24 protein-coding genes, 2 tRNA genes and 1 pseudogene are annotated in these 25,220 nt (G+C 67.3%); 4 read left to right on the forward strand and 23 right to left on the reverse strand.

The window, feature by feature from the left end; genetic code table 11:
* Positions 1-4: 4 nt before the first annotated feature.
* The 8 genes from H9L41_RS17170 to rpoE all read right to left on the reverse strand — a co-directional run bounded on the left by H9L41_RS17170 (position 5) and on the right by rpoE (position 7,597).
* Positions 5-370 (reverse strand): DUF4845 domain-containing protein, encoded by a 366-nt coding sequence (locus H9L41_RS17170; protein ID WP_028445197.1) that lies wholly within the window; start codon positions 368-370, stop codon positions 5-7.
* Positions 371-457: 87 nt separating this feature from the next.
* On the reverse strand, positions 458-1,429 hold the full coding sequence (gene lepB, locus H9L41_RS17175) for a signal peptidase I (protein ID WP_028445198.1): 972 nt from the start codon (positions 1,427-1,429) through the stop codon (positions 458-460).
* A gap of 129 nt (positions 1,430-1,558) precedes the next feature.
* Positions 1,559-3,352: a translation elongation factor 4 gene (lepA, locus tag H9L41_RS17180; RefSeq protein WP_028445199.1), complete on the reverse strand. Its 1,794-nt coding sequence runs from the start codon at positions 3,350-3,352 to the stop codon at positions 1,559-1,561.
* Between the two features lie 79 nt (positions 3,353-3,431).
* Positions 3,432-3,695, reverse strand: a complete 264-nt coding sequence (locus H9L41_RS17185; RefSeq protein ID WP_028445200.1) for a glutaredoxin family protein — start codon at positions 3,693-3,695, stop codon at positions 3,432-3,434.
* Positions 3,688-5,178, reverse strand: a complete 1,491-nt coding sequence (locus tag H9L41_RS17190; RefSeq protein ID WP_051318795.1) for a DegQ family serine endoprotease — start codon at positions 5,176-5,178, stop codon at positions 3,688-3,690. The genes H9L41_RS17185 and H9L41_RS17190 overlap by 8 nt, the downstream gene beginning before the upstream one ends.
* A 240-nt stretch (positions 5,179-5,418) precedes the next feature.
* Complete coding sequence (locus H9L41_RS17195; protein WP_051318796.1) at positions 5,419-6,405, reverse strand: MucB/RseB C-terminal domain-containing protein; 987 nt, start codon at positions 6,403-6,405, stop codon at positions 5,419-5,421.
* Between the two features lie 32 nt (positions 6,406-6,437).
* Positions 6,438-6,938 (reverse strand): sigma-E factor negative regulatory protein, encoded by a 501-nt coding sequence (locus H9L41_RS17200; protein ID WP_187523504.1) that lies wholly within the window; start codon positions 6,936-6,938, stop codon positions 6,438-6,440.
* Between the two features lie 53 nt (positions 6,939-6,991).
* Complete coding sequence (rpoE, locus tag H9L41_RS17205; protein ID WP_028445201.1) at positions 6,992-7,597, reverse strand: RNA polymerase sigma factor RpoE; 606 nt, start codon at positions 7,595-7,597, stop codon at positions 6,992-6,994.
* Positions 7,598-7,914: 317 nt separating this feature from the next.
* Here rpoE and nadB point away from each other — a divergent pair, with 317 nt between their 5' ends.
* On the forward strand, positions 7,915-9,498 hold the full coding sequence (gene nadB / locus H9L41_RS17210) for an L-aspartate oxidase (RefSeq protein WP_028445202.1): 1,584 nt from the start codon (positions 7,915-7,917) through the stop codon (positions 9,496-9,498).
* A gap of 116 nt (positions 9,499-9,614) precedes the next feature.
* Here nadB and H9L41_RS17215 read toward each other — a convergent pair whose 3' ends face one another.
* The 3 genes from H9L41_RS17215 to H9L41_RS17225 all read right to left on the reverse strand — a co-directional run bounded on the left by H9L41_RS17215 (position 9,615) and on the right by H9L41_RS17225 (position 11,283).
* Positions 9,615-10,103 (reverse strand): protein YgfX, encoded by a 489-nt coding sequence (locus tag H9L41_RS17215; RefSeq protein WP_028445203.1) that lies wholly within the window; start codon positions 10,101-10,103, stop codon positions 9,615-9,617.
* A 57-nt stretch (positions 10,104-10,160) separates the two neighbouring features.
* A complete protein-coding gene (locus H9L41_RS17220) occupies positions 10,161-10,847 on the reverse strand; it encodes an SIMPL domain-containing protein (RefSeq protein WP_028445204.1) in 687 nt (228 codons plus the stop codon).
* A 73-nt stretch (positions 10,848-10,920) separates the two neighbouring features.
* Positions 10,921-11,283, reverse strand: coding sequence for a hypothetical protein (locus tag H9L41_RS17225; protein ID WP_028445205.1), 363 nt, complete (start codon positions 11,281-11,283; stop codon positions 10,921-10,923).
* Positions 11,284-11,458: 175 nt separating this feature from the next.
* On the opposite strand from H9L41_RS17225, the gene H9L41_RS17230 reads away from it, so the two are divergent.
* Positions 11,459-11,752 (forward strand): hypothetical protein, encoded by a 294-nt coding sequence (locus H9L41_RS17230; protein ID WP_028445206.1) that lies wholly within the window; start codon positions 11,459-11,461, stop codon positions 11,750-11,752.
* Between the two features lie 58 nt (positions 11,753-11,810).
* Here H9L41_RS17230 and H9L41_RS17235 read toward each other — a convergent pair whose 3' ends face one another.
* Together H9L41_RS17235 and rnr are read right to left on the reverse strand one after the other, a co-directional pair.
* Positions 11,811-12,218, reverse strand: a complete 408-nt coding sequence (locus H9L41_RS17235) for a hypothetical protein (protein WP_187523505.1) — start codon at positions 12,216-12,218, stop codon at positions 11,811-11,813.
* Positions 12,203-14,785 carry a ribonuclease R gene (rnr, locus tag H9L41_RS17240; protein WP_187523506.1) on the reverse strand — a complete coding sequence of 861 codons (2,583 nt, stop codon included), beginning with the start codon at positions 14,783-14,785 and terminating at the stop codon, positions 12,203-12,205. The genes H9L41_RS17235 and rnr overlap by 16 nt, the downstream gene beginning before the upstream one ends.
* 75 nt (positions 14,786-14,860) lie before the next feature.
* On the opposite strand from rnr, the gene H9L41_RS17245 reads away from it, so the two are divergent.
* Together H9L41_RS17245 and H9L41_RS17250 are read left to right on the forward strand one after the other, a co-directional pair.
* Positions 14,861-14,947, forward strand: a tRNA-Leu gene (locus H9L41_RS17245).
* A gap of 216 nt (positions 14,948-15,163) precedes the next feature.
* Positions 15,164-15,250 (forward strand) — tRNA-Leu (locus tag H9L41_RS17250).
* A gap of 138 nt (positions 15,251-15,388) precedes the next feature.
* On the opposite strand, the gene H9L41_RS17255 is transcribed toward H9L41_RS17250, so the two are convergent.
* The 10 genes and pseudogenes from H9L41_RS17255 to bamB form a co-directional block, all read right to left on the reverse strand.
* The gene (locus H9L41_RS17255) at positions 15,389-16,147 is read right to left on the reverse strand and encodes a pyridoxine 5'-phosphate synthase (protein WP_028445207.1); all 759 of its coding nucleotides are present in this window, start codon (positions 16,145-16,147) and stop codon (positions 15,389-15,391) included.
* A gap of 50 nt (positions 16,148-16,197) precedes the next feature.
* Positions 16,198-17,493, reverse strand: a complete 1,296-nt coding sequence (locus tag H9L41_RS17260) for an adenylosuccinate synthase (RefSeq protein ID WP_028445208.1) — start codon at positions 17,491-17,493, stop codon at positions 16,198-16,200.
* 106 nt (positions 17,494-17,599) lie between these two features.
* A complete protein-coding gene (locus H9L41_RS17265) occupies positions 17,600-18,751 on the reverse strand; it encodes an ATP phosphoribosyltransferase regulatory subunit (RefSeq protein ID WP_028445209.1) in 1,152 nt (383 codons plus the stop codon).
* Between the two features lie 12 nt (positions 18,752-18,763).
* Positions 18,764-18,952, reverse strand: coding sequence for a DUF2065 domain-containing protein (locus H9L41_RS17270; RefSeq protein ID WP_308417299.1), 189 nt, complete (start codon positions 18,950-18,952; stop codon positions 18,764-18,766).
* On the reverse strand, positions 18,949-19,818 hold the full coding sequence (gene hflC / locus H9L41_RS17275) for a protease modulator HflC (RefSeq protein ID WP_028445211.1): 870 nt from the start codon (positions 19,816-19,818) through the stop codon (positions 18,949-18,951). Before hflC ends, H9L41_RS17270 begins: the two co-directional genes overlap by 4 nt.
* A gap of 1 nt (position 19,819) precedes the next feature.
* Complete coding sequence (hflK, locus tag H9L41_RS17280) at positions 19,820-21,004, reverse strand: FtsH protease activity modulator HflK (protein ID WP_028445212.1); 1,185 nt, start codon at positions 21,002-21,004, stop codon at positions 19,820-19,822.
* 1 nt (position 21,005) lies between these two features.
* Complete coding sequence (gene hflX, locus H9L41_RS17285) at positions 21,006-22,169, reverse strand: GTPase HflX (RefSeq protein ID WP_028445213.1); 1,164 nt, start codon at positions 22,167-22,169, stop codon at positions 21,006-21,008.
* Positions 22,170-22,291: 122 nt separating this feature from the next.
* Positions 22,292-22,545 (reverse strand): annotated as a pseudogene (gene hfq, locus H9L41_RS17290) (RNA chaperone Hfq).
* 122 nt (positions 22,546-22,667) lie between these two features.
* On the reverse strand, positions 22,668-24,077 hold the full coding sequence (der, locus tag H9L41_RS17295) for a ribosome biogenesis GTPase Der (protein ID WP_028445215.1): 1,410 nt from the start codon (positions 24,075-24,077) through the stop codon (positions 22,668-22,670).
* Positions 24,078-24,079: 2 nt separating this feature from the next.
* A complete protein-coding gene (gene bamB / locus H9L41_RS17300) occupies positions 24,080-25,204 on the reverse strand; it encodes an outer membrane protein assembly factor BamB (protein ID WP_028445216.1) in 1,125 nt (374 codons plus the stop codon).
* Positions 25,205-25,220: the final 16 nt, after the last annotated feature.

Here is a 25,220-nt window from a genome sequence, read left to right on the forward strand (position 1 = left end):
CCGCTTACTGGGCCGAGCCGTTGCGGTGCTCTTCGACTGAGAAGTCGAACACCAGGCTGGCATTCGCGATCAAGGGAATGGTGCGCTGGTACTGGACCGAGATGGTGATGCCGGACTGGTCCTGCACGATGTCGAGGTCGCTGCTCTTGACCGAGGTGATGTACTCGATGGTGGCGCGCTTGTCGAAGGAATCGCGGATCTCGGACACCGGCGCGCCGGCCTGCTCCTGGACCAGCGCCTTGAGCACGCTCTTGACGCCGAAGTATTCACTGAAGGTCGGGATCAGCTTGACGGTCAGCAGGGCGCCGAAGCCGAGCACGATCGCCCACAGCAGCATGTTGATCAGGCTTACGCCACGTTGTTTGTGCATGTTCTTCCTCGTAACTGTGTGCCGCGGCTGCAGGTTGCCGCGGTCAGCCGCCATTCTAGATGCTGGCGGCATGGATGACACGCGCCCTTACTGGATGCGCGTGCCGATCCGGCTCGGCTCGCCGATGTTCATCCAGATGAAGAAGGCCTTGCCCGCCAGGTGGTCGTCGGGCACGAAGCCCCAGTAGCGGCCGTCGTTGCTGTTGTCGCGGTTGTCGCCGAGCATCAGGTAGCGGCCGTCCGGCACCGTGCAGGTAAAGCCGGTCTCGTCGTGCTGGCAGTTCTCGCGCTGCGGGAAGTCGACCACGCCGGGCGGCAGCAGGGTCGGCGCACCGGGCTGGTTGAGCGTGTTGTAGGTCTTGCCGCCGAGGCTTTCCTGCATGCGCACGGTCTGGATCGTCTCGTCGGCGCGGTCGTTGTAGCGGTATTCGCCGACCGGCACGCTGTCGATCTTCTGGCCGTTCACCGTCAGCTGCTTGTTGCGGTATTCGATCTTGTCGCCCGGCACGCCGATCACGCGCTTGATGTAGTTGAGCTTGGTGTCCATCGGGTAGCGGAACACCACCACGTCGCCGCGCTGCGGCTTGCCGTTCGGAACGATCGGAACGTTGAGGAAGGGGATGCGCACGCCGTAGGCGAACTTGTTGATCAGGATGAAATCGCCGACCACCAGGCCCGGCCGCATCGAGCTCGAAGGAATCTGCATCGGCTCGACCAGGAAGGTCTTGCCCACGCCGATCAGGGCCAGCACCAGCGCATTGGAGAAACCGAACGCCGCCCAGGCCGGCAGCGGCTTCTCGTTGCCCTTGCTGCGGTAGCCCAGCAGCTTGGCGATCAGCGCCAGCACCGCGGCCGCCATCATCACCAGGAAGAACAGATCGCTCGGATTGGCCCAGATCGACAGCACGCCCCAGGCGCCGACCAGCAGCAGGAAGTAGCCCCACAGCGCGCTTTCGGACATCTGTTCGGCATCGAATACCGGCGGCGAGGTACGGCGCGAACGCCAGATCAGGAGGGGGCCGACGACGAGGGCGACCACCGCGAGCAGTGTCCAGTTCATGCGGGCTTTCGGTTCAGGTCTTGCGGGTTGTTCGGAGCTTGCAGTCTAGGCCGCGCTGCGGACAGGCGGCGCCGACGATGCGACGGAATACGAGATGGCCGGCATCGACGCCGGCCATCGTGGATCAACTTACTTGTCGCTGACCTGCAGGATGGCAAGGAAGGCCTCCTGCGGAATCTCGACGTTGCCGACCTGCTTCATGCGCTTCTTGCCGGCCTTCTGCTTCTCGAGCAGCTTCTTCTTGCGGGTGATGTCGCCGCCGTAGCACTTGGCCAGCACGTCCTTGCGCATGGCCTTGACCGTCTCGCGCGCGATGATGTGGGCACCGATGGCGGCCTGGATCGCGATGTCGAACATCTGGCGCGGGATCAGCTCGCGCATCTTCGAGACCAGCTCGCGGCCGCGGTAGACGCTGTTGGCGCGGTGCACCATCAGGCTCAACGCATCGACGCGCTCGCCGTTGACCAGCACATCGAGCTTGACCAGGTCGTCGGGCCGGAATTCCTTGAAGTCGTAGTCGAGCGAGGCGTAGCCGCGCGACACCGACTTGAGCCGGTCGAAGAAGTCCATCACCACTTCGGCCATCGGCAGCTCGTAGGTCAGCATCACCTGGCGGCCGAGGTACTGCATGTTCTTCTGCACGCCGCGCTTGAGGTTGCACAGCGTCATCACCGGGCCGACGTAGTCCTGCGGCATCAGGATGGTGGCGGTGATGATGGGCTCGCGGATCTCCTCGATCTTGCTGAGTTCGGGCAGGCGCGACGGGTTCTCGATCTCGATCACCTCGCCGTCCTTCATCAGGAGCTGGTAGACCACCGTCGGCGCGGTGGTGATCAGGTCCATGTCGAATTCGCGCTCGAGCCGCTCCTGCACGATCTCGAGGTGCAACAGGCCCAGGAAGCCGCAGCGGAAGCCGAAGCCGAGCGCCTGCGACACTTCGGGCTCGAAATGCAGCGAGGCGTCGTTGAGCTTGAGCTTCTCGAGCGAATCGCGCAGCGAATCGTAGTCGTGCGATTCGACCGGGTAGAGACCGGCGAACACCTGCGACTTCACTTCCTTGAAGCCGGGCAGCGGCTCCTCGGCGGCCGGCTTGACCAAGGTGATGGTGTCGCCGACCTTGGCCGAGGCCAGTTCCTTGATGCCGGCGATGACGAAACCCACTTCGCCAGCCTTGAGCGACTCGCGCTCCATCGACTTGGGCGTGAACACGCCGACCTGCTCGCACAGGTGCTGCGCCTTGGTCGACATGAACAGCAGCTTGTCCTTGGGCTTGATCTCGCCGTCGACCACCCGCACCAGCATCACCACGCCGACGTAGTTGTCGAACCACGAGTCGATGATCAGCGCCTTGAGCGGGCCGGCCGGGTTGCCCTGCGGCGCCGGCACCTTGGCCACCACCGCCTCGAGGATGTCCTCGATGCCGATGCCGTTCTTGGCCGAGGCACGCACCGCGTCGGTCGCCTCGATGCCGACGATGTCCTCGATCTCGTCGATCACGCGCTCGGGCTCGGCCGCCGGCAGATCGATCTTGTTGAGCACCGCCACCACCTCGACGCCCTGCTCGATCGCGGTGTAGCAGTTGGCCACCGTCTGCGCCTCGACGCCCTGCGAGGCGTCGACCACCAGCAGCGCGCCTTCGCAGGCGGCCAGCGAGCGGCTCACCTCGTAGCTGAAGTCGACGTGGCCGGGGGTATCGATCAGGTTCAGGTTGTAGATCTGGCCATCGCGCGCCTTGTAGTGCAGCGCGGCGGTCTGGGCCTTGATGGTGATGCCGCGCTCCTTCTCGATGTCCATCGAATCGAGCACCTGCTCGCTCATCTCGCGCAGCTCCAGGCCGCCGCAGTATTGGATGAAGCGGTCGGCCAGCGTGGATTTGCCGTGGTCGATGTGGGCGATGATCGAGAAATTGCGGATGTGATTCATACACTCGGGCCGTGGCGGCCTGGAAAAGCCATGAAAAATGGGCACGTTGCGGCGTGCCCACGTTGAATTTCCAGGGATTTTACCGGATTCGGCCCAGATAGGCATCCAGCTTGCGGCGATCGAGGTGGTAGAAGCAGATCACCTCGTCGTCCTGGCCGGCCAGCACCGGCACCATGGCGGTGTATTTCTCCTCGACGGCGTCGTCGTCGTCGATGTCGAACCAGGCGACGTCGAGGCCGAGCTCGGGGGCGAGGAGCCGCAGCTCCTCGCGCATCTGCTGGCACAGGCCGCAGTACTCGCGACCGTACAGCGTCACCAGCGCCAATTGCCGCGGATCAGTCATCGCCCGATTTCGCCGGCAGCTTGAGGCTGACGAACAGCGAAGCCTCGCCGCGCCGGATCAGGAGCGGCACCGAGCTGCCCGGCTTGGCCTTGGACAGCGCACCGTCGAGCTGGGCGAACGACTTCACGTCCTCGCCGGCGATGCCGACGATGAAGTCGCCCGGCAGGATACCGGCGCTGGCCGCCGCACCCTGCACGTTGACCACCTGCAGCGCGAACTTCACGCCGAGCTGCTTGAGCGCGCGCGGATCGGCTTCGCGCACCGCCAGGCCCGACTTGTTCAGCGCTTCCTCGCTGCCGGGTTTCTTGCGTTCGCGCTGGGCCGAGCGGCCGGTGGCGGTCTGGTCGAGCTCGCCGACGGTGACGTTGAGCGTCCTGGCCGCCTTGTCGCGCCAGATCTCGACCGGCACGCTGACGCCGGGCTTGGTGGCGCCGACGATGCGCGGCAGATCCGACGACTCGCCGACCTCGATGCCGTTGAACTTGACGATCACGTCGCCGGCGCGGAAGCCGGCCTTGGCGGCCGGGCCGTCGGTCTCGACGTTGCTGACCAGCGCGCCGCGCTTGTCCTTCAGTCCGAAGTCGCGCGCCAGGTCCTCGTTCAGCGGCTGGATGCCGACGCCGATGCGGCCACGCACTACCTTGCCGCCGGCCTTGAGCTGCTTGACGATGTCCATGGCGTTGTCGATCGGGATCGCGAACGACAGGCCCATGTAGCCACCCGAACGGCTGAAGATCTGCGAGTTGATGCCGACCACCTCGCCGCGCACGTTGAACAGCGGGCCGCCGGAGTTGCCGGGGTTCACCGCCGCATCGGTCTGGATGAAGGGCACGTAGGTCTCGTCCGGCAACTCGCGCCCCTTGGCGCTGACGATGCCGGCGGTCACCGAGTTGTCGAGGCCGAACGGCGAACCGATCGCCACCACCCATTCGCCGACCTTGAGCTTCTCGCTCGAACCGAGGTCGACGGTCGGCAGGCCCTTGGCCTCGATCTTCAGCAGCGCGACGTCGGTGCGCGCATCCGAGCCGATCACCTTGGCCTTGAACTCGCGCTTGTCGCCGAGCTTGACGGTGATGTCGTCGGCGTCGGCCACCACGTGGGCATTGGTCAGGATGTAGCCGTCGGCCTCGACGATGAAGCCCGAACCGAGCGACTGGGCCTTTTCCTCGCGCGGCTGCTGCGGCTGCACTTGGCCGCGCGGGATCGGGAAGCCGAAGCGGCGGAACAGCTCGAATGGATCGTCCTCGCCGAAATCGGGCGCCTGCTGGGCGCGGTTGGCGCGGATGGTCTGGGTGGTGCTGATGTTCACCACGGCGCGGCCTTCGCGTTCGACCAGGGCGGTGAAATCGGGCAGGCCGCTCACCAGCGGCGCGCTGGCGGCCACCGCCGGTGCCGCCGTGGCTACCGGTGCGACCGGCGCCTTGGCCGGCGTCGCGGCTTCGGTACAGGCAGCGAGCCCGAAGGCGAACGCGAGGGCGGTCAACAGGCTATTTCTCATCATTTTGAATCGATCCTTCTTGTCGTTGACTGGCATGACAGATTGGAAAAACGGCCGCCACCGACGGCGGCCAACCGGAATGCAGGCTTCGAGCGACCGGTGCACGGCCGAGTTCCCACCGCGGTCTGGCGTGCGACCAAACCGCGATTCGGCGGCGCGGGCGGTCGGTGGAGAGGCCGGACGGGATTGCATGAACGCGGGAAAACAACGGGCGGATGACGCGTCTCAGCGCGGCGAGAAGGCCTGGGTGAACAGCTGCACGGTGCGCAGCGGCACCTCGCCCAGCGCCGTGATGCGCCAACCGTCGACCTGGCGCGAGAAGAAGTTCACCGTGCCCTGGGCCAGCGGCAGGCTGACCGGACCGTTGCTGGCCGGCTCGATGAACACCGATACCGTCGCCAGCCCGTCGCTGAACAGGTAATGGAGTACCGGCAGGCTCTTGCCGGGCAGCTGGCTGTGGGTTTCCTTCACCAGCCTGAAACCGCTGGGCAGATTGGCCGACGCGAACTCGGCCTGGATGCCGGCCTGCTGCGTACTGGCCTGCGCGGGCGTGCCGCGCGACGGCGGTTCCATCGGCAGCGCCTTGGCCGCCAGCACCGACTTCAGCTGGCGCTTGTCGATCGGCCCACCGATGTCGATCTGGGTGAAGGCGAACTGTTCGATCGGCTCGCCGCGCTTGTTATTGGGGCTATACATCGTGCTCTTGAGCAGCAGGCCGGAATTGGGCTCGATGCAGAGCTTGTGCGGATGGCGCAGCTGGTCGCGCGGCTCGAGCAGCACCGACTGGCATTCATAACCGGCCACGCGTTCGCCGGCGAGCCGCTTGAACGCGTAGTTGGTCATCACGTCGGCCATCTGGTCGGGCACCACGCCGGGAAAGAACTTGTTGGCCGCGCGCCGATCGAGCGTGAACGGCCGCGCGTCGGGCACGTAGCAGACGATCTGATCGTTGGTGCGGACGAACTCGCGCTGCACGCCGTCGAGCGACTCGCGCCGCTCCTGCTCGCCGGCCGCGTCGAACGAATGGACCAGCCGGAAGGTTTCCATCGAATCGGCGTGCTGGTACAGGTAGACGCCGCTGTAATTGAGCGACCGTGCCGCCACGCCCATCCGCTTGAGCAGATTGACGGATTCGGACGTGGTCAGGAGATCGGCAGCGTGCGCCGACGTCACCGCCAGCAGCACGCCGCACAGGGCAAGACGCAGATTCATCGATTGGACAGCGCTCGAGACCCGACGGTCGGTCAATGGACGGCAGCCGTACGCTCGGCTTCGGCACCGGTCAGGATCACCGGACGGTGATTGAAGCCGGGATTGCCGACCAGCGCCTGGTGCGCCACCAGATAGGGATTCACCTCGTCGGCGGCCGGACGGGCCGCCTGGCTCGGCTGGTTGGCCGCGACGCGCAGCTCGGTCTCGAGCTGCGGCACGCCACCCGCCTGGCCACGGCCGACATACCATGCCGTGGCGCTGACCAAGGCGACCGAGGCCGCCATCGACAATGCGACCCAGTGCTTGCGCGGTGCGAGCGATCGTCGCCGCAGGGCGGCGGGCGCCAGCACGATCGGCTCGGCGTCGAGCCGCGCGGAGAAGTTGGCGAGGAAGTTGTCGGACAGCATCGGACGGCGATTCATCGCATCCGAGATCAGGTGGTAGTCGCGCCAGGCTTCGGCGCAACCTTCCTCCCGATCGATGGCGGCCAGCATTGCCTCGAGTTCGTGGTCGTCCCACTCACCGTCCAGCATGGCCGAGAGCTTTTCCTGCATATTGTCCACCCGTCTACCCTGATTTCCTGTCTTTACCAACGCCGATCTTTGCCGGCTGTATCGATAAGCGGCTTGAGCCTGGTCGCGATCGCCTCGCGCGCGCGGAAAATCCGCGACCGCACGGTGCCGATCGGGCAATTCATGACTGCCGCTATATCTTCGTACGACAAACCTTCCATCTCGCGCAAGGTGATCGCCGTACGCAATTCTTCTGGCAACGCTTCGACCGCTTCGTTCACGGTCGACACGATCTGCCGGTTCATCATTTCGGTTTCCGGCGTGTTGAGGTCGGGCAGTTGGGCTGCCGTATCCAGCGTCTCGCCGTCTTCGTCCTCGTACTCGGTCGACAGCACCGGGCGGCGGCCGAGCGAAGCCAGGTAATTCTTGGCCGTGTTGATCGCGATCCGGTACAGCCAGGTATAGAACGCGCTTTCGCCACGGAACGAGGGCAAGGCGCGGTAGGCCTTGATGAAGGCTTCCTGCGTCACGTCCTCGATTTCGGCCTGGTCGCGGATCATCCGGCTCAGCAGCCGGCCGATCTTGCGATGGTACTTGGTGACAAGCAGCTCGAAGGCTTTCTTGTCGCCGCGCTGTACGCGCAATACCAATTCGTGGTCGATGTCCCGCTCGCTCGACATGCTCGCTGTCTTCTCCTCGGTCACGGCTGCGGCGCTCGGCGCCTCCACCGCTTCAACCGGGTGAACATGCGGACGCACGACCGGCTTTTCAAGCTTGCGCGCAGCGCGCGGTTCGAGTCCAAGCGCATCGAGCAGACCGGCGGGGTGTAGTGTAATGGTTTCCATCGTTCTTAGGCCTTTCCGCAATGCCTCCCTTGCGGGCACCTAGCAATGACACCGGCGGCGCGAATTAAGTTCCGCGATCGCCGCGACCGATTCCGTCGGGCGGTGCTTTGGTATAGTGAAAAGCCCGCCTCGACCCCTCCGACGACTTCCCCATGCAACGATACGACGTCCTGATTCTCGGCAGCGGCCTGGCCGGCCTGACCCTGGCGCTGCAACTGGCCAACCACCGCAAGGTCGCGCTGGTCACCAAGCGCACGCTGACCGACGGCGCCAGCCAATGGGCGCAGGGCGGCATCGCCGCGGTGCTCGACCAGACCGACAGCGTCGACGAACACGTGCGCGATACGCTGATCGCCGGTGCCGGCCTGTGCGACGAGGCGGCGACGCGCTTCATCCTGAGTCATGCGCGCGAGGCGATCGAATGGCTGATCGAGCTCGGCGTGCCGTTCACGCCCGACGCCAACCACGAGACCGGCTTCCACCTGACGCGCGAAGGCGGCCATTCGCACCGCCGCATCGTGCACGCCGCCGATGCCACCGGCGCCGCGGTGATCGCCACACTGGCCGCCAAGGCGCTGACCCATCCCAACATCACCCTGCTCGAGAACCACATCGGGCTCGACCTGATCACCGGCCGCCGGCTCGGCCGCGGCGACGTCGGCTGCCTCGGCGCCTACGTGTTCAACAAGGATGCCGAACGGGTCGAGACCCTGCTGGCCGACCATACCGTGCTGGCCACCGGCGGTGCGGGCAAGGTCTACCTGTGCACCACCAATCCCGACACCGCCACCGGCGACGGCATCGCGATGGGCTGGCGCGCCGGCTGCCGGGTGGCCAACATGGAATTCCTGCAGTTCCACCCGACCTGCCTCTATCACCCGCACGCCAAGTCCTTCCTGATCTCGGAAGCGGTGCGCGGCGAAGGCGGCCTGCTCAAGCTGCCCGACGGCACGCGGTTCATGCCGCAGCACGATCCGCGCGGCGAACTCGCGCCGCGCGACGTGGTGGCGCGCGCGATCGACTACGAGATGAAGAAGCACGGGCTCGACTGCGTCTACCTCGACATCAGCCACGAATCGCCCGATTTCATCCGCGCCCACTTCCCCAACATCCACCAGCGCTGCCTCGAGCTCGGCATCGACATGACGCGCGAGCCGATCCCGGTGGCGCCGGCCGCGCACTTCACCTGCGGCGGCCTGGTCACCGACCTGGCCGGCCGCACCGACGTGGCCAATCTGTACGCGATCGGCGAGACCGCCTGCACCGGCTTGCACGGCGCCAACCGGCTGGCCAGCAATTCGCTGCTCGAATGCCTGGTGCTCGGCCGTGCCGCCGCGCGCGAAATCCTCGCCGCCGCGCCGACCGAGCGCCTGCCGGTGCCGGCCTGGGACGAAAGCCAGGTGACCGACGCCGACGAGGAGGTGGTGATCGCCCACAACTGGGAGGAATTGCGCCGCTTCATGTGGGACTACGTCGGCATCGTCCGCACCGACAAGCGGCTGGAACGGGCGGCGCACCGCATCGCGCTGCTGCGGCAGGAAATCGACGAGTACTACAGCCATTTCAAGGTCGGCAACGACCTGATCGAGCTGCGCAACCTGGTCGACACCGCCGACCTGATCGTGCGCTCGGCCCAGCAGCGGCGCGAGAGCCGCGGGCTGCACTACAGCCTCGACCACCGCGAGACGCTGGCCGAGGCGGTGCCGACCGTCCTGCCGTCGCGCTACGGGACCTAGGCGCCCGCCCTTCGCATACCTCACCCACAGGAGCGGCTTCCGCCGCGAATTGCGCCGGGGAAGCACGCTCGGCGATTCGCGGCCGAAGCCGCGCCTACATGTGTCTCCGCTACAGGTCAGTTGCCGGCCTGGCGAGCCCCTCCTACCTGCTCGCTCGTGCCCGCATCGTCCGCAGTTCCGCCGTCGTTCGCCGCGCCCCAGCGCAGCCAGGCGCGCAGGCGGCGCAACTCGTCGGCGCCGGCGCTATCCGGCCACAGCAGCAGGCGCCGGCGGCTGCCGTCGGTGCCTTGCAGCGGCAGCACGATCAGCCAGCGCGTGCTGTAGACCGGCAGGCGCAGTGCGGCTTCGATCTCGTCGCCGCCGCTCGAGAGGCCCCAGCCGCCGTCGGGCAGCAGCCGCAGCAGCGTGAGCGCCGGCTCGCGCCGCCAGCGCCGGATGCACAATGCCCACGACGCCAGCAGCACCAGCGTGATGCCGATGCGCGCCGGCAGCGGCAACGCCGCCAGCCAGGGCATCGGCAAGGCCGCCAGGTGGAGCAGCGCGGCGCCGCGGCGTTCCAGCCGCGACGGCCGCAGCAGCAGGCGCAGGGATGGGATGGATTTCATGGCTTGGCCGTGGACGCAAAAAAGGGCGGCACCTGCCGCCCTTCTTCATCGGTCGGATCAATCGACCTGGATGCTGCCCGAGACGTCGACCACCACCTGGCTGTCGCCGCCTTCCATCGGCGGCGGCGCCGCGTCGGCCATCGCTGCCTTGGCGGCGTAGAACTCGACGCGCGGACGCGGACCGCCGCCGGCGCCGGTGTTCACGTTCAGGTTGACCAACCGGTAGCCCTTGCCGCCGACGCTCTTCTGCACCACCGTCGCGCGGTTGCGGAAGGCTTGCACGGCCTGGTCGATCAGCTCGGTCTCGACCTTGTCGCGCAATGCCGGCGACACGCCGAAATTCACGCCGGCCAGCTGCATGTTGTTCTGCAGCTTGCCGATCAGCTCGGCCAGCGCCTTGAAATCGGTCGCCTCGAGCCGCACCTCGGCGCGGCCGCGCCAGCCTTCGGCCTTGTTCTTGTTGTTGTAGACCGGGTAGACGTTGTTGCCCGAGGTGGAGACCTTCACGTTCGGGTAGGTCTTGGCCAGCTTGACCGCTTCGGCCTGGGCACGGTTGAGGCGGTCGGACAGCGCCGCCGCGTTGGCATCGCTGAATTCGGCGTAGAGCGTGGCCTGCGCCAGGTCGTTCTGGATCTCGCGGCGCGCTTCGGCCTGCAGGCTGATCACGTTGTACTGCGGCGCCTCGGCGGCCAGGACGCCACCGGCGAGCAGCACGGCGGCGGTCATGCGGGCAATCTTGTTCATGGGCTTCCTCTCAGTGGGTATCGGCGGGCCACTCTAGCGACGGCGGCCTGAATCGCGTCTGAATCGGACCGGCTCAGTGCAGGCCGTGATCGGTGGTCGGGGTATTGCGGATGTCCTGGTCGACGCTGTCCATCAGCACGGTGTGGATCTCGACCTCGAACCAGTCCCAGAAGGTCTTGAGGTTGCGGCTCTTGGGCCACAGCTTGTCGTCCTGGGTCCAGGACGCCAGCTCCATCTCGAACACCTTGTCCGCCATGTCGTCGATATAGGCGATGCCGTCTTCCTGCTCGTTCACCTCGGGGATCATCAGCACGGTGCAGTCGCTGCGGATATCGTCGAGCGCGAGCGTCACTTCGTTTTCCGGCAGCCCGTTGAGCCAGTCCAGGAAAGGCTTCTTGGGCTTGATGACGGCAATGGAACGATCAACGAAATACATCTTTCTTCTCTCCATGAATCGGGCCGGCCCAGCATAGCATGCTGGCCCCTGCGCGCTATGAAGCGCACCGGCCATCGCTTAGAATCGGCTCACCTCCATCCATCCAGACAAGACGCGGGACTTCATGTTCGATCAACGCACCTCGGGACGCCGGCTCGTACGCTGGAAAGCGGCGGTGATTCCGCTCAACCAGCCCGAGCACGTGATCGCCGGCCTGGCCACCGAGGTCGCCCAGAAGGGCATGTCGCTGTTCTGCCAGGAACAGCTGTTCCCGCACATCACCTACAAGATCATCCTGCAGATCCCGGACGCGATGCACATCAGCGTGTCCTACGTCGACGTCGAGGGCAAACCGATCTATTCCTCGCTGGTCGGCTCGATGGGCGAATTCCGCACCGGCATGAAGCTGACCGACGTCAGCAACGAGTACCGCACCAAGATCGACCAGTTGCTGCGCGGCATCGGCTAGGCGCCTCGCCCAGCCCACGAAAAAGGCCGGCTTTCGCCGGCCTTTTCGTTCTGGACGCTCAGTTCTGCACAGGCTTCTTGCGCCGGGAGCGGGTCTTGGCCGGCTTGGCCTCGGCCGCCGGCTCGCCTGCGCCTGCCGGGGCCGGCGGACTGGACGGCTTGGCGGCGGGCTTGGCCTTGGGCGCCGGCGGGTTGGCCTTGGCGGAGGGCTCCGGCTTCGCAGCCTTGGCCTGCTTCCGCTTCTTGCCGGCAGGCTCGGCCGGCTTCGCTTCGGCAGCAGGCTTGGCAGCCTTGCCGCCGGCCCCGGTCCGGCCGCCCGCAGGCTTGGCCGCAACCGCCTGCGCATCGGAACGGCGCGTGCGCTTGCCGCGCCCCTCGTCGGCCGTGGACGGCAGCGGCAAGTCGACCACCGCGACCACCTGCGGCGCCGGCGTCTCGCCGACCGGCGGCATCAGCAGGGCCGCCACCTGGGCCGGCTTGCGGCCGCGCCCGAGCGGCGCCGGAGCCGGAGCAGGAACTGGTGCGGGTGCCGGCGCGGACGGAGCCGCAGCCACCGCCGTGTCGACCGGCGCAGCAGCCGACACCAAGGCCGACGGCGTGCGCTTCTTCGACCTGGAGCGGCCCGGCCGGGCTTCGGCAACGGGGGCCGGGGCCGGGCCGGTGCGGGTTCCGGTGCGGGAGCAGCCGCCACCTCGGGCGAACTGGCCGCCGGCGCCGCCACGGCCGGCTGGTCCTTCTTCGCCTTGCCCGAGCGCTTGCCGCCGCTGCGCGGCGCCGCATCGCGCCCGGCCGGCTGCTCGTCCTGGCCGGCGGAGGCGGCCTGCGCCTTCTCGACCAGCACGAAGTCGATCTTGCTGGTCTCGATGTCGACGCGGGCGACCTTGACGGTCAGCTTGTCGGTCAGGCCGTACACCTTGCCGCTGCGCTCGCCGCGCAGGCAGTGGCCGGCCTCGTCGTAGCGGAAATAGTCGGCGCCGAGCTCGGAGATATGCACCAGGCCTTCGACGAACAGGCCGTCGAGCAGCACGAACAGGCCGAAATTGGTCACCGCCGAGATCACGCCGTCGAACACCTCGCCCAGCCGGTCGCGCATGAAGTAGCACTTGAGCCAGTTCTCGACGTCGCGGGTGGCCTCGTCGGCGCGCCGCTCGGTCTGCGAGCAGTGCGCACCGATCTCTTCCCACTTGCCCGGCTTGTAGGTGGTGCCGGCCAGCACCGCGCGGATCGAGCGGTGCACCAGGAGATCGGGGTAGCGCCGGATCGGGCTGGTGAAATGGGTGTAGGCGTCGTAGGCCAGGCCGAAGTGGCCGAGCCGCTCGGGGCTGTAGACCGCCTGCTGCATCGAGCGCAGCAGCATGGTCTGCAACAGCGCGGTATCGGGCCGGCCCTTCACCTGCTCCATCAGCAGCGCGTAGTCCTTGGCCTGCGGCTCGTCGCCGCCGCCGAGCGACAGCCCGCGTTCGTTGAGGAAGCGGCGCAGGTTCTCCAGCTTGCGCTCGGTCGGCCCCTCGTGGATGCGGTACAGCGCGGTGTGCTGGTGCTTGCCGAGGAAATCGGCGGCGCAGACGTTGGCGGCCAGCATGCACTCCTCGATCAGCCGATGCGCGTCGTTGCGCATGACCGGCTCGATCCGCTCGATCTTGCCGGCCTCGTTGAACACCATGCGCGTCTCGGTGGTCTCGAAATCGATCGCGCCGCGACGGTTGCGCGCCTTGAGCAGCACGCCGAACAGCGCGTACAGGTCGGCCAGGTGGCCGGCCACCGCCTTGCGTGCCTTGGCGGCCTCGCCCTTGGGGTCCTGCAGGACCTCCCACACCTCGGTGTAGGTCAGCCGCGCCTTGGACAGCATCACCGCCGGGTAGAAGCTGTACTTGCCCAGCTCGCCCTTGGCGTCGATCTGCATGTCGCACACCATGCAGCAGCGCTCGACCTCGGGATTCAGCGAACAGATGCCGTTGGACAGCTCCTCGGGCAGCATCGGGATGACGCGGCGCGGGAAGTAGACCGAGTTGCCGCGCTCGTAGCCGTCGCGGTCGAGCGCGTCGCCCGGCTGGACGTAATGGCTGACGTCGGCAATGGCCACCACCAGCCGCCAGCCCTTGCCGGCCTTCTCGGCATAGACCGCGTCGTCGAAGTCGCGCGCGGTCTCACCGTCGATGGTGACCAGCGGCAGCTCGCGCAGGTCGACCCGCTTGAGGCCCTCGGCGGTCTTCCAGTCTTTCTTCAGCACCTTCTGCGGCGTCTTGCGCGCCTGCGCCTCGGCATCGGGCGAGAACACGTGCGGCAGGTCGTGCTTGCGCAGCGCGATCTCGATCTCCATGCCGGGGTCGGCATAGTTGCCGAGCACCTCGACGATGCGGCCGATCGGCTGCGAATAGCGGTTGGGCTGGGTCACCAGCTCCACCGTCACCACCTGGCCCGGCTCGGCGTCGAGGCTGCCCTCGGGCGAGACCAGGATCTCCTGGGTGATGCGCCGCTCCTCGGCACGGATGAAGCGCACGCCGCGCTCGACGAACAGCCGGCCGACCAGCCGGTCGTGCACGTGCTCGAGCACCTCGACGATCTTGCCCTCGCGCCGGCCGCGGCGGTCGACGCCGATCTCGCGCACCATCACGCGGTCGCCGTGCAGCACCTTGTGCATCTCCTTGGGCCCGACGAACAGGTCGCCCGAAGCGTCGTCGGGCACCACGAAGCCGAAGCCGTCGGGGTGGCCGACCACCCGGCCCTTGATCAGGTCGAGTTTCTCGGCGATGCACAGCGCGCCCTTGCGGTTGATGACGACATCGCCCTCGCGCGCCATGGCATTGATGCGGCGGGCGAAGAAATCGGCCTCCTCGGGCTGGATCGCGAACAGTTCGGCCAGCTCGGCCGGCTCCATCGGCGCGCCGCGTTCGGTCAGGATCTGCAGCAGGTAGGCGCGGCTGGGCAGCGGTTGCGCATAGCGGGCGACCTCCTGCTCGTAGAAGGGATCGGCCTGGCGCAGCTTGAGCGCCGCGCGCGGCAACTTGGGCGGTTTGGTTTTTTTCGTTTCCATGGTTGACACGTTCTCATGCCTCTCTATAATGCGCATCTCTTTCGACGCGCTGCTGCAAACGCAGCGATGTTCGAAGCCCAGGTGGCGGAATTGGTAGACGCACTAGGTTCAGGTCCTAGCGGTAGCAATACCGTGGAAGTTCGAGTCTTCTCCTGGGCACCAATTCTCGAAAAGGCCGATGCACACGCATCGGCCTTTTCGTTTTGTCCTGCCGAAACTCGCGCTGCCGAAACGCCGCTCTGACCCTGAACGGCGGTGGCCGGCACGGTGCCGGACCCGATTTCTGCAATCTTTTTCGCCCGCGCCATTGACACGGATTTTCCAGCCACTACAATGCGCAGCTCTCGACGCAGCAAGGCGCAAGCCGAACTGCTCGAAGCCCAGGTGGCGGAATTGGTAGACGCACTAGGTTCAGGTCCTAGCGGTAGCAATACCGTGGAAGTTCGAGTCTTCTCCTGGGCACCAATTCTCGACGAGGCCGATGCGCAAGCATCGGCCTTTTCGTTTTGACCCCGACGCCGCATCGGGTACCACGTCAGCAAGGCGCCGGCCCGCGCGATCGCGCGCACCGCCGCCCTGCCCTCCCCCGCCCCGGCAAGCCGATCAAGCGCGCACCGCCGCGATCACGGCCAGGTAGTTGCGCACCGTCGGCACCAGGCCGTCGTACAGCGCCTCGCCGATCAGCGCATGGCCGATCGACACCTCGTCGATGCCCGCCACGCCGCGCAGGAACGGCCCCAGGTTGGCCTGGCTCAGATCGTGGCCGGCATTGACGCCCAGACCGGCCGCGCGAGCCCGCTCGGCGGTCCTGGCGCAGGCTTCCAGCGCCCTGCCGGCGTCGCCGGCGTCGAAGGCCTCGGCGAACGGGCCGGTGTAGATCTCGATCCGGTCCGCCCCCACGTCCGCCACACGCTCGATATCGGGCGAATCGGCGTCCATGAACAGGCTGACGCGGCAGCCGAGCGCCTTCAGCTCGCGGATCAGCGGCTTGAGCCGCTCGCCGTCCTGGCGCAGGTCGAAGCCGTGGTCCGAGGTGATCTGGCCGTCGCCGTCGGGCACCAGCGTGGCCTGTGCCGGCCGCGCCTCGGCGCACAGCGCCACGAAGCCCGGATAGCCGTCGCGCGCCGGCGCGAACGGATTGCCCTCGATGTTGAACTCGGCCGTCCGGCCCCGCAGCAGCGCCGCCAGCGCGCGCACGTCGTCGGGACGGATATGGCGCTGGTCGGGCCGCGGATGCACGGTGATGCCGCCGCAGCCGGCATCGAGACAGGCCTGGGCGGCCTGCGCCACGCTCGGCAGCGCGCCGCCGCGGGAATTGCGCAGCACGGCGATCTTGTTGACGTTGACGGAAAGAACGGTCATGCGGTCCCTCATGGCACGACGCCCGGTGCTAACCGGGCGTCGCTGAACGATCAGTGGTTGAACGGGTGCCGCAGCACGATCGTTTCCTCGCGGTCCGGCCCGGTCGAAATGATGTCGATCGGCGCGCCGGTCACCTCGGCGATGCGCTCGAGGTAGTTGCGCGCATTGAGCGGCAGATCCTCGTAGCGCTTCACGCCGAAGGTCGATTCGCTCCAGCCCGGCCATTCCTCGTAGATCGGCGCGCAACCCGACAGCTCCTCGGCGCCGACCGGCAGGATGTCGGTCACTTCGCCGTCGATGCGGTAGCCGGTGCACAGCTTGATCACGTCCATGCCGTCCATCACGTCGAGCTTGGTCACGCACAGGCCCGACACGCCGTTGATCTGGATCGAGCGCTTGAGCGCGGCGGCGTCGAACCAGCCGCAGCGGCGCGGCCGGCCGGTGACCGAGCCGAACTCGTTGCCGCGCTTGGCGAGGCCGGCGCCGACGTCGTCGAACAGCTCGGTCGGGAACGGACCCGAGCCGACGCGCGTGGTGTAGGCCTTCACGATGCCGAGCACGTACTGCAGCATCTGCGGCGCCACGCCGGCGCCCGGCGCGGCCGCGCCGGCCACGCAATTGCTCGAGGTCACGAACGGGTAGGTGCCGTGGTCGATGTCGAGCAGCGTGCCCTGGGCGCCTTCGAACAGCAGCGGCTTGCCGCCCTTGTTCAGGTCGTGCAGCGTGCGCGACACGTCGGCCACCATCGGCTTGATGCGCTCGGCCAGCTTCAGCGTCTGTTCCAGCGTCTCCTGGAAGTCGACGGTGGCGACCTTGAAGTATTCCTTGAGCAGGAAGTTGTAGTAGGCCAGGTTCTCGCCAAGCTTGGCGGCCAGCCGGTCGGGGAAGAACAGGTCCTGCACGCGGATGGCGCGGCGGGCGACCTTGTCCTCGTAGGCCGGGCCGATGCCGCGGCCGGTGGTGCCGATCTTCTTGTCGCCCTTGGCCGCTTCGCGCGCCTGGTCGAGCGCGATGTGGTACGGCAGGATCAGCGGGCAGGCTTCGGAGATCTTGAGCCGGCTCTCGACGTCGATGCCGGCGGCGTTGAGCTCGTCGATCTCCTTCAGCAGCGCCTCGGGCGAGATCACCACGCCGTTGCCGATGAAGCAGGCCTTGCCCGCGTGCAGGATGCCCGACGGGATCAGACGCAGCACGGTCTTCTTGCCGCCGATCACCAGCGTGTGTCCTGCATTGTGGCCGCCCTGGAAGCGCACCACGCCCTCGGCATGATCGGTCAGCCAGTCGACGATCTTGCCCTTGCCTTCGTCACCCCACTGGGTGCCGATCACCACGACGTTACGGCTCATGGATGTTCCTTACGTTTGCTACGGATTGCTTGGCCGCCGCGCGGCGCGCGGCGGATGGAAACAGAATAGACGCCGGCGGCGCGTTGCGAGAGGCCGGCGCCAAGGATCAAAGCGCGACCACGCGCCAGGCGCCGTCGCGCAGCGCCAGTTCGCGGTCGGCGTGCAGCTCCTCGACGTCGATCACCTCGCCGAGCTTGATCACCACCGTCTCGCCCTGGGCGCGCAACCGGCGCACCTCGTCGGCCAGCGCGGCGTCGAGCACGTCGGGGGCCAGGATGGCGCGGCGCGCCGGCGCGACCGGCAGCTTCCAGGCCAGCTCCTTCAGGTCGAGACTGAAGCCGGTGGCCGGACGCGGCCGGCCGAACTGCTCGCCGACGTGGTCGTAGCGGCCACCGCGCGCCACCGCGTTGGCCCAGCCCTCGGCATAGGCGGCGAACACCAGGCCGGTGTGGTAGTAGCCCGAGCGCAGCTCGGCCAGGTCGAAGGCCGGCACGATGCCGCGCGCGGCCAGCGCCTCGGCCAATGCACGCAATTCGGCCAGCGCGGCGTTGACGCCGTCGAGCGCCGGCAGACGGGCAGCGGCGGCATCGAGCACTGCGCCGTCGCCGTACAGGCTGGGCAGCGCCACCAGGCCCTGCGCCAGAGACTCGGGCAGGCCGGCCACCAGGGTGGACAGCGTGGGTACGTCCTTCTGCTGGATCGCGCGGAAGATCGCCTCGCGCCGCTCGCCGTCGAGGCCGGCCGCGTCGGCCAGCGCCAGGAACAGGCCGATATGGCCGACGTCGAGATGGACGTGGGCAATGTCGGCCAGCTTCAGGCATTCGTGCATCAGCTCGACGATCTCGACGTCGGCCGCCACGCCCGGATAGCCATAGATCTCGGCGCCGAGCTGCAGCGGCTCGCGCGCGGCCATGATGCCGTCGGGCAGCGTATGCACCACCGCGCCGGCATAGCACAGCCGGGCCACGCCCTGGCGGTTGAGCAGGTGGGCGTCGATGCGCGCCACCTGCGGCGTGATGTCGGCGCGCAGGCCGAGCTGGCGGCCGCTGAGCTGGTCGGTCAGCTTGAAGGTCTTGAGGTCGAGCGCGGCGTCCTGCCGGGTCAGCAGCGAATCGGCGTACTCGATCAGCGGCGGCATGACCAGCTCGTAGCCGAAACCGGCGATCAGGTCGAGCGCGGCACGCCGCAGGGTTTCGACCCGGCGCGCCTCGGGCGGCAGCAGGTCGGCGATGTTTTCGGGCAGGATCCAGTTGCGCATGGGAGAGACCGGCTACAGCGCCAGCAGAATTGATCCGATCAGGAGCAAGGCGAGGCCGACGAAACGGAGCTGGCCGTCGGTGAGCTTCGCGAGCTGCTCGAAGGTATTGCGCCAGGTGCGTGGCGACAGGAACGGCAAGAGGCCCTCGGCGACGAGCACGAGGGCCACTGCGAAGGCGAGATTATCCCACAAGCCGTTCACTTCGCCCGCGGATCCTTCATGTATTTGAAGAAGGCCGAGCTCGGGTCGATCACCATCACGTCCGATTTCGACTTGAAGCTGGCGCGGTAGGCATCGAGGCTGCGGTAGAACGCGTAGAACTCCGGGTTCTGGCCGTAGGCCGCCGAATAGGTGGCGGCCGCCTTGGCGTCGCCCTCGCCCTTGAGCTGTTGGGCGCGGCCGTAGGCCTCGGCCATGATGATCTCGCGCTGTCGGTCGGCATCGGCCTTGATCTTCTCGGCTTCGGCTGAACCCTCGGAGCGCAGCTGGCTGGCCACCGTCTTGCGCTCGGAGATCATGCGGTCGTACACCGCGTTGCTGATGTCGTCGGGGAAGTCGACCCGCTTGAGCCGCACGTCGACGATGCGCACGCCCATCTTGCGCGCATCGGCGTCGGCGACCTGGCTGACGATCTCCATGACCTCGTCGCGCTTGCCCGAGATCACGTCCTGCACGTTCTTCTTGCCGAACTCGGCGCGCAGCACGTCGTTGACGGTCTTGCGGAGGCGCGCGGCCGCGGTGCGCTCGTTGCCGCCGACGCTCTTGTAGTACTGCTCGACGTCGACGACCTGCCACTTGACGTAGCTGTCGACCAGAACGTTCTTCTTCTCGATGGTGTTGAAGCGCTCGGGCGTCTCGGCGTCCATGGTCAGGATGCGGCGGTCGAAATAGCGCACCGACTGCAGCATCGGCACCTTGAACTGGATGCCGGGGTCCTTGACCACGCGCACCACTTCGCCGAGCTGGAACACCATGGCCGACTGGCGCTGGTCGACCGTGAACACGCTCATGCTGAGGACCATCAGGCCGAACAGCACGATGACGATGGCGGGAATGATCTTGTTCATGTCAGCGTCCGTCCCTTTCGCCGCGCAGGGCGAAATCGCCGCGCGCGCGCGCGGCCGCGTTGACCGGATCCGCGACCGGCGCAGGCTCGGCCTGGACCACCGGCGCAGCCTGGTTGCTCAGCTGGACCAGCTTGTCCAGCGGCAGGTAGAGCAGATTGCCACCCGACTTCTGATCGACCAGCACTTTGCTGCTGCGCTCCATGATCTGCTGCATGGCGTCGATGTAGAGGCGGTCGCGCGTCACCTGCGGCGACTTGGCGTACTCGGCGGCGACCTGGCGGAAGCGCGAGGCATCGCCCTCCGACTTGGCGATCACGCTGGCCTTGTAGCCCTCGGCCTCCTGCAGCAGGCGGGCAGCCAGGCCGCGCGCCTTGGGGATCACGTCGTTGGCGTAGGCGGTGCCTTCGTTGGTCTGCTTGACCTTGTCCTGGCCGGCCTTGACCGCGTCGGCGAACGCTTCCTGCACCTGCTCGGGCGGCTGCACGTCGTTGATGTTGACGCGGCTGACCCGCAGGCCGGTGCCGTAGCTGTCGAGCAGGGTCTGGATCAGCCGGGTCGAATCGGCAGCCACCTGGCCGCGGCCCTCGTTGAGCACGAAGTCGACCTTGTTGCGGCCGACCACTTCGCGGATCGCCGTCTCGGCCGCCTGCTTGACGATGTCGCGGCCGTCGCCGTCGGTCGACAGGTTGTTGAACACGAAGTCCTTGGCGTCCTTGACGTCGTACTGGACCTCGAGCTGCATGTCGATGATGTTCTGGTCCTGCGTCAGCATCAGCGATTCGTCGGCGACGCGGTTCTTGGTGCTGCCGCTGAAGCCGACCTCGACCGAGCGGATCTCGGACAGCTTGACGATCTCGTGCTGCTCGATCGGCCACGGCATGCGCCAGTGCAGGCCGGGATCGGTGGTCTGCACGTAGCGGCCGAAGCGCAGCACCACCGCCTCCTCGCGCGCGTCGACCACGTAGAAGCCGCTGGCGACCCACAGCACCGCCACCACGCCGAGCACCACCGTGACGCCGCCGGCCAGCGCACGGCCGTCGGAGGGCCCGCCGGCGCCCGGTTCGGGCGGACGGTTCGGCTTGCCGCCGAAGAACTGTTTGAGCTTGTTGCCGAACTGGCGAATGATTTCGTCGAGATCGGGTGGGCCGCCATTGCGGCGACCACCCCACTGGGGGTCTTGCGACATATCAGCCTTGTTCCGTCTGAAGAGGATCGTAAGGGGTGTGATGCGAGGCTGCGGCGGGCGTACCGCCATGGGCGCGCGCATCGACCGTTTCGACCAGGGCCTGGCGCAATAGATCCAGGCCCAGCCCGGTCTTGGCGCTGATTCGGACCGCGCGAATCCTACCATACTCGTCCCGCTCGACCGCCGGCTCGCCGGCCTTGAGGTCGATCTTGTTGAACACCACGATCTGCGGGATGCCGGCCGCGTCGATCTCGGCCAGCACCGAGTCGACCGCCGCGATCTGCGCGTCGCGCGTGTCGCTGGCGCTGTCGACCACGTGCAGCAGCAGGTCGGCGCGCACCGTCTCCTCGAGCGTGGCGCGGAAAGCCGCCACCAGGCCGTGCGGCAGGTCGCGGATGAAGCCGACCGTGTCGGACAGCACCACCGAGTGCTCCGGATCGAGGAACAGCTTGCGGCTGGTGGTGTCGAGCGTGGCGAACAACTGGTCGGCCGCGTAGGCGCGGGCATGGGTCAGCGCATTGAACAGCGTCGACTTGCCGGCATTGGTGTAGCCCACCAGCGAGACCGAGAACTGCTTGCCGCGCTCGCGCGCCCGCCGTTGGGTATCGCGCTGGCGCTGGAGTTCCTTGAGCTTGTCCTTCAGCCGCTTGACCCGCTCGGTGATCATGCGCTTGTCCATCTCGAACTGGGTCTCGCCCGGGCCGCCGCGCGCGCCGGTACCGCCGCCCTGGCGCTCGAGGTGGGTCCAGCCGCGCACGAGGCGGGTCGACATGTACTGCAACTGGGCCAGCTCGACCTGCAGCTTGCCCTCGCTCGAGCGCGCACGGCGGCCGAAGATGTCGAGGATCAGCCGTACCCGGTCCGAGACGCGGCATTCGAGCGCGCGTTCGAGGTTGCGCTCCTGCGCGCCGCTCAGCGTATGGTTGAACAGCACGGTCTGCGCCTCGCCGGCACGCACCGCGGCGGCGATCTCCTCGACCTTGCCGGAGCCGGCATAGAGCTTGGGGTCGGGCCGCTGCCGCTTGCCCTGGATCACGGCCAGCACGGTGTAGCCGTTGCCCTCGGCCAGCAACTTGAATTCTTCGATGTTTTCGAGATAGTCCGGCTCGCCGAAGTCGAGGCAGACGAGAACGGCTTTGTCGCCGCCCTGATGGCGTTCAAACACGCGCGGGTTCCCTGGTCGGGTTGGTGATCGGATCGCCGATCGGATTCAAGAAATTCAGGAGAAACGGTGGTCGGACAGCAAACGGGGCGCTTGCAGCGCCCCGTTTTGCTTGCGCCGCGCGGTCAGGCATCGGCAGCCGGTGCACCGTCCTGCTTTTCGTAGGGGATACTGACCGGACGCGCCGGCACCACGGTCGAGATGGCGTGCTTGTAGACCATCTGGGTCACGGTATTGCGCAGCAGGACCACGTACTGGTCGAAGGATTCGATCTGCCCTGCAGCTTGATGCCGTTGACCAGGTAAATGGACACCGGCACGTGTTCCTTGCGCAGGATGTTCAGAAACGGGTCTTGTAGCATTTGCCCTTTCGCGCTCATTTGTAGTTCTCCACTATGTGATTGAAAAAACGACGGATTTCCGTCCAATGCGGGTACTGCGCAAAACGTGTACTAGTCACTTGTAGCAGTTTTTCGGCCAAGCACAAAGCTTACGGAACGCTTCACGCCGGCTTTTTTACGACCTTCCGGATCGTTTTCCGTTGCGGTTTCTCGCCGCGCATCACGCCGACCCGGTCGGGCTTGAATTCGCCCGGCTTGGCGTCGAAGGGGTTGTCGCCCTTCTTGAACTGGATGCGCAGCGGCGTGCCCTGCAATTTGAACAGCTTCAGGAAGGAATGTTCCAGATAGCGCCAATAGCTGTCGGGCACCTGTTCGAGCGCGGTGCCGTGCACGATCACCACCGGCGGATTCATGCCGCCCTGGTGCGCGTACTTGAGCTTGGGCCGCACCAGGCCGGCGCGCGGCGGCTGCTGCTTTTCGGTGGCGAGCTGCAGCGCGCGCGTCAGCCGCGGCGTCGGCAGCTTGACCATGGCGGCCTGGTAGGCGGCGTTGATGCTGGCGAACAGGTCGCCCACGCCCTGCCCTTCGAGCGCCGAGATGTAGTGGAACCGCGCGAAATCGAGGAAACCGAGCTTGCGCGCGATGTCGCGCTTGACCTGGTCGCGCCGGTAGAGGTCGAGCCCCTCCCACTTGTTGACCGCCACCACCATGGCGCGGCCGGCCTCGAGCGCGAAGCCGGCGATGTGGGCATCCTGCTCGGCCACGTCCTGGCGCGCGTCGAGCACCAGCACCACCACGTTGGCGTCCTCGATCGCCTGCATGGTCTTGACCACCGAGAACTTCTCGATCGCCTCGTTGACCTTGCCGCGCTTGCGCACGCCCGCGGTGTCGATGATGGTGTAGTGCTGGCCGTTGCGCTCGAAGTCGATATGGATCGAATCGCGCGTGGTGCCGGGCTGGTCGAAGGCGATCACCCGCTCCTCGCCCAGGATGGCGTTCACCAGCGTCGACTTGCCGACGTTGGGACGGCCGATGATGGCGAACTTCGGATGCTCGGGCGCCTTTTCCTCGGCCGCCACGTCGAAGCCGGCCAGCACGTCGTCGATCAGGCCGCGCACGCCCTCGCCGTGGCTGGCCGAGATGGTCCACGGCGTGCCGAGCGCGAGCTCGTAGAACTCGGCCGTCACCACCGCCGGCGCCAGGCCCTCGGCCTTGTTGACCGCCAGCCGCACCGGCCGGTCGAGCTGGCGCAGCCGGTTGGCGATCAGCTTGTCCTGCGGGGTGAGGCCGACGCGGGCGTCGACGATGAACACCACCGCGTCGGCCTCGTCGATCGCCTGCAGCGTCTGCTTGGCCATTTCATGCAGGATGCCGTCGTCGGCGACCGGCTCGAAACCGCCGGTGTCGATCACCAGGTAGGGCTTGGCGCCGACCTTGCCGTGGCCGTAGTGGCGATCGCGGGTGAGGCCGGGCTGATCGGCCACCAGCGCGTCGCGGCTCTTGGTGAGCCGGTTGAACAGCGTGGATTTGCCGACATTGGGCCGGCCGACCAGGGCGATGGTGGGTTTCATGCTTACTTCTTATCGGGAATGGCGAAGGCGTGCAGGCCGCCGTTCTCGGTCTGGACCAGCAGCTTGCCGGCCACCAGGTGCGGGGCGACCAGCACCGCGCTCTTGTCGGTGGTCTGGCGCGCGAGCAGCGCGCCGTCGGCCGGCGACAGCAGGTGCAGATAGCCCTCGTAGTCGCCGACCACGACGTAGCCGCCGATCAGCGCCGGGCCGCTGACGCGGCGGCCGTACAGGGCGGTCTGCTTCCACAGGCTGCGGCCGCCCGAACGTTCGAAGGCCTGCACGTTGCCGACGTCGTCGGTGACGTAGACGTGCTCGGCGTCGACCGCCAGGCCGACGTAGCTCGAGACCTCGCGCGCCCACAGCAGCGTGCCGTTGCTGACGGCGAAGCAGGCCACGCGGCCCTGGAAGGCCACCGCGCAGACCTGGCCGCGATCGACCACCGGCGCCGAGGTCACGTCGCTGATGCGCTCGAGTTCGGTCGCGCCCTTGGGCGGCGCCACCAGCGCTTCCCACAACACGCGGCCGTCGGCCAGCGACAGGGAGGCGATGCGGCCGGCAGCGAGGCCGGCGTAGACCGCGCCGTCGGCGATGGTGACCGGCGCGTAGTTGCGCAGGATCAGCGCCGGCTGGCTACGGGCGAACTGCCAGCGGGTCTTGCCGTCGGCGGCATCGATGCCCCAGATGGTGCCGTCGACGGTGCGGACCACCGCCACGCCTTCGGCGACCACCGGCGGCGACACCACTTCGCTGGACAGGCGCACGCGCCACTTGAGCTTCCCGGCGGCATCCCAGGCATAGACGTCGCCCTTGAGCGTGCCCGCGACCACCAGGCCGCTGCCGGCGCCGACGCCGCCGGCCAGCGGCACGTCGCTGCGGATCTCGCTCAGGCGGCGGCCGTCGGTCAGCGCGATGCCGGCCACGCCGTCGGTGCCGGCCATGTAGACGGTGTCGCCGAGCAGGTCCGGCGCGAAGCGGTAGAGGCTGCCGCCCGAATACGAGGCGCGCCACAGCGGCTCGAAGGCGACGCTGTTCTTCAGGTCGGTCAGCGGGGTCGGCTGCGGGCTGTTGTCGGTGCCGGCGCAGGCGGCCAGCAGGGCGGTCAGGCCGAGGGCGAGGAGACGTTTCATCGGAAGGCTCTTCATC

It is taken from the genome of Chitinimonas koreensis, from assembly GCF_014353015.1.
GTDB classification, from domain to species: Bacteria; Pseudomonadota; Gammaproteobacteria; order Burkholderiales; family Chitinimonadaceae; genus Chitinimonas; species Chitinimonas koreensis.

What these genes read in the sequence shown, in the direction of transcription:
- rpoE (WP_028445201.1), bottom strand. Translation starts at nt 7,597, where the DNA reads ATGTCGAGCGAGCGGGACATCGACCACGAATTGGTATTGCGCGTACAG.
- rnr (WP_187523506.1), bottom strand. Translation starts at nt 14,785, where the DNA reads ATGGAAACGAAAAAAACCAAACCGCCCAAGTTGCCGCGCGCGGCGCTC.
- hflC (WP_028445211.1), bottom strand. Translation starts at nt 19,818, where the DNA reads ATGAACAAGATCATTCCCGCCATCGTCATCGTGCTGTTCGGCCTGATG.
- der (WP_028445215.1), bottom strand. Translation starts at nt 24,077, where the DNA reads ATGAAACCCACCATCGCCCTGGTCGGCCGGCCCAATGTCGGCAAATCC.
- nadB (WP_028445202.1), top strand. Translation starts at nt 7,915, where the DNA reads ATGCAACGATACGACGTCCTGATTCTCGGCAGCGGCCTGGCCGGCCTG.
- H9L41_RS17215 (WP_028445203.1), bottom strand. Translation starts at nt 10,103, where the DNA reads ATGAAATCCATCCCATCCCTGCGCCTGCTGCTGCGGCCGTCGCGGCTG.
- hflK (WP_028445212.1), bottom strand. Translation starts at nt 21,004, where the DNA reads ATGTCGCAAGACCCCCAGTGGGGTGGTCGCCGCAATGGCGGCCCACCC.
- H9L41_RS17225 (WP_028445205.1), bottom strand. Translation starts at nt 11,283, where the DNA reads ATGTATTTCGTTGATCGTTCCATTGCCGTCATCAAGCCCAAGAAGCCT.
- H9L41_RS17220 (WP_028445204.1), bottom strand. Translation starts at nt 10,847, where the DNA reads ATGAACAAGATTGCCCGCATGACCGCCGCCGTGCTGCTCGCCGGTGGC.
- lepA (WP_028445199.1), bottom strand. Translation starts at nt 3,352, where the DNA reads ATGAATCACATCCGCAATTTCTCGATCATCGCCCACATCGACCACGGC.
- H9L41_RS17185 (WP_028445200.1), bottom strand. Translation starts at nt 3,695, where the DNA reads ATGACTGATCCGCGGCAATTGGCGCTGGTGACGCTGTACGGTCGCGAG.
- lepB (WP_028445198.1), bottom strand. Translation starts at nt 1,429, where the DNA reads ATGAACTGGACACTGCTCGCGGTGGTCGCCCTCGTCGTCGGCCCCCTC.
- H9L41_RS17200 (WP_187523504.1), bottom strand. Translation starts at nt 6,938, where the DNA reads ATGCTGGACGGTGAGTGGGACGACCACGAACTCGAGGCAATGCTGGCC.
- bamB (WP_028445216.1), bottom strand. Translation starts at nt 25,204, where the DNA reads ATGAAACGTCTCCTCGCCCTCGGCCTGACCGCCCTGCTGGCCGCCTGC.
- H9L41_RS17195 (WP_051318796.1), bottom strand. Translation starts at nt 6,405, where the DNA reads ATGAATCTGCGTCTTGCCCTGTGCGGCGTGCTGCTGGCGGTGACGTCG.
- H9L41_RS17260 (WP_028445208.1), bottom strand. Translation starts at nt 17,493, where the DNA reads ATGAGCCGTAACGTCGTGGTGATCGGCACCCAGTGGGGTGACGAAGGC.
- H9L41_RS17255 (WP_028445207.1), bottom strand. Translation starts at nt 16,147, where the DNA reads ATGACCGTTCTTTCCGTCAACGTCAACAAGATCGCCGTGCTGCGCAAT.
- H9L41_RS17170 (WP_028445197.1), bottom strand. Translation starts at nt 370, where the DNA reads ATGCACAAACAACGTGGCGTAAGCCTGATCAACATGCTGCTGTGGGCG.
- H9L41_RS17265 (WP_028445209.1), bottom strand. Translation starts at nt 18,751, where the DNA reads ATGCGCAACTGGATCCTGCCCGAAAACATCGCCGACCTGCTGCCGCCC.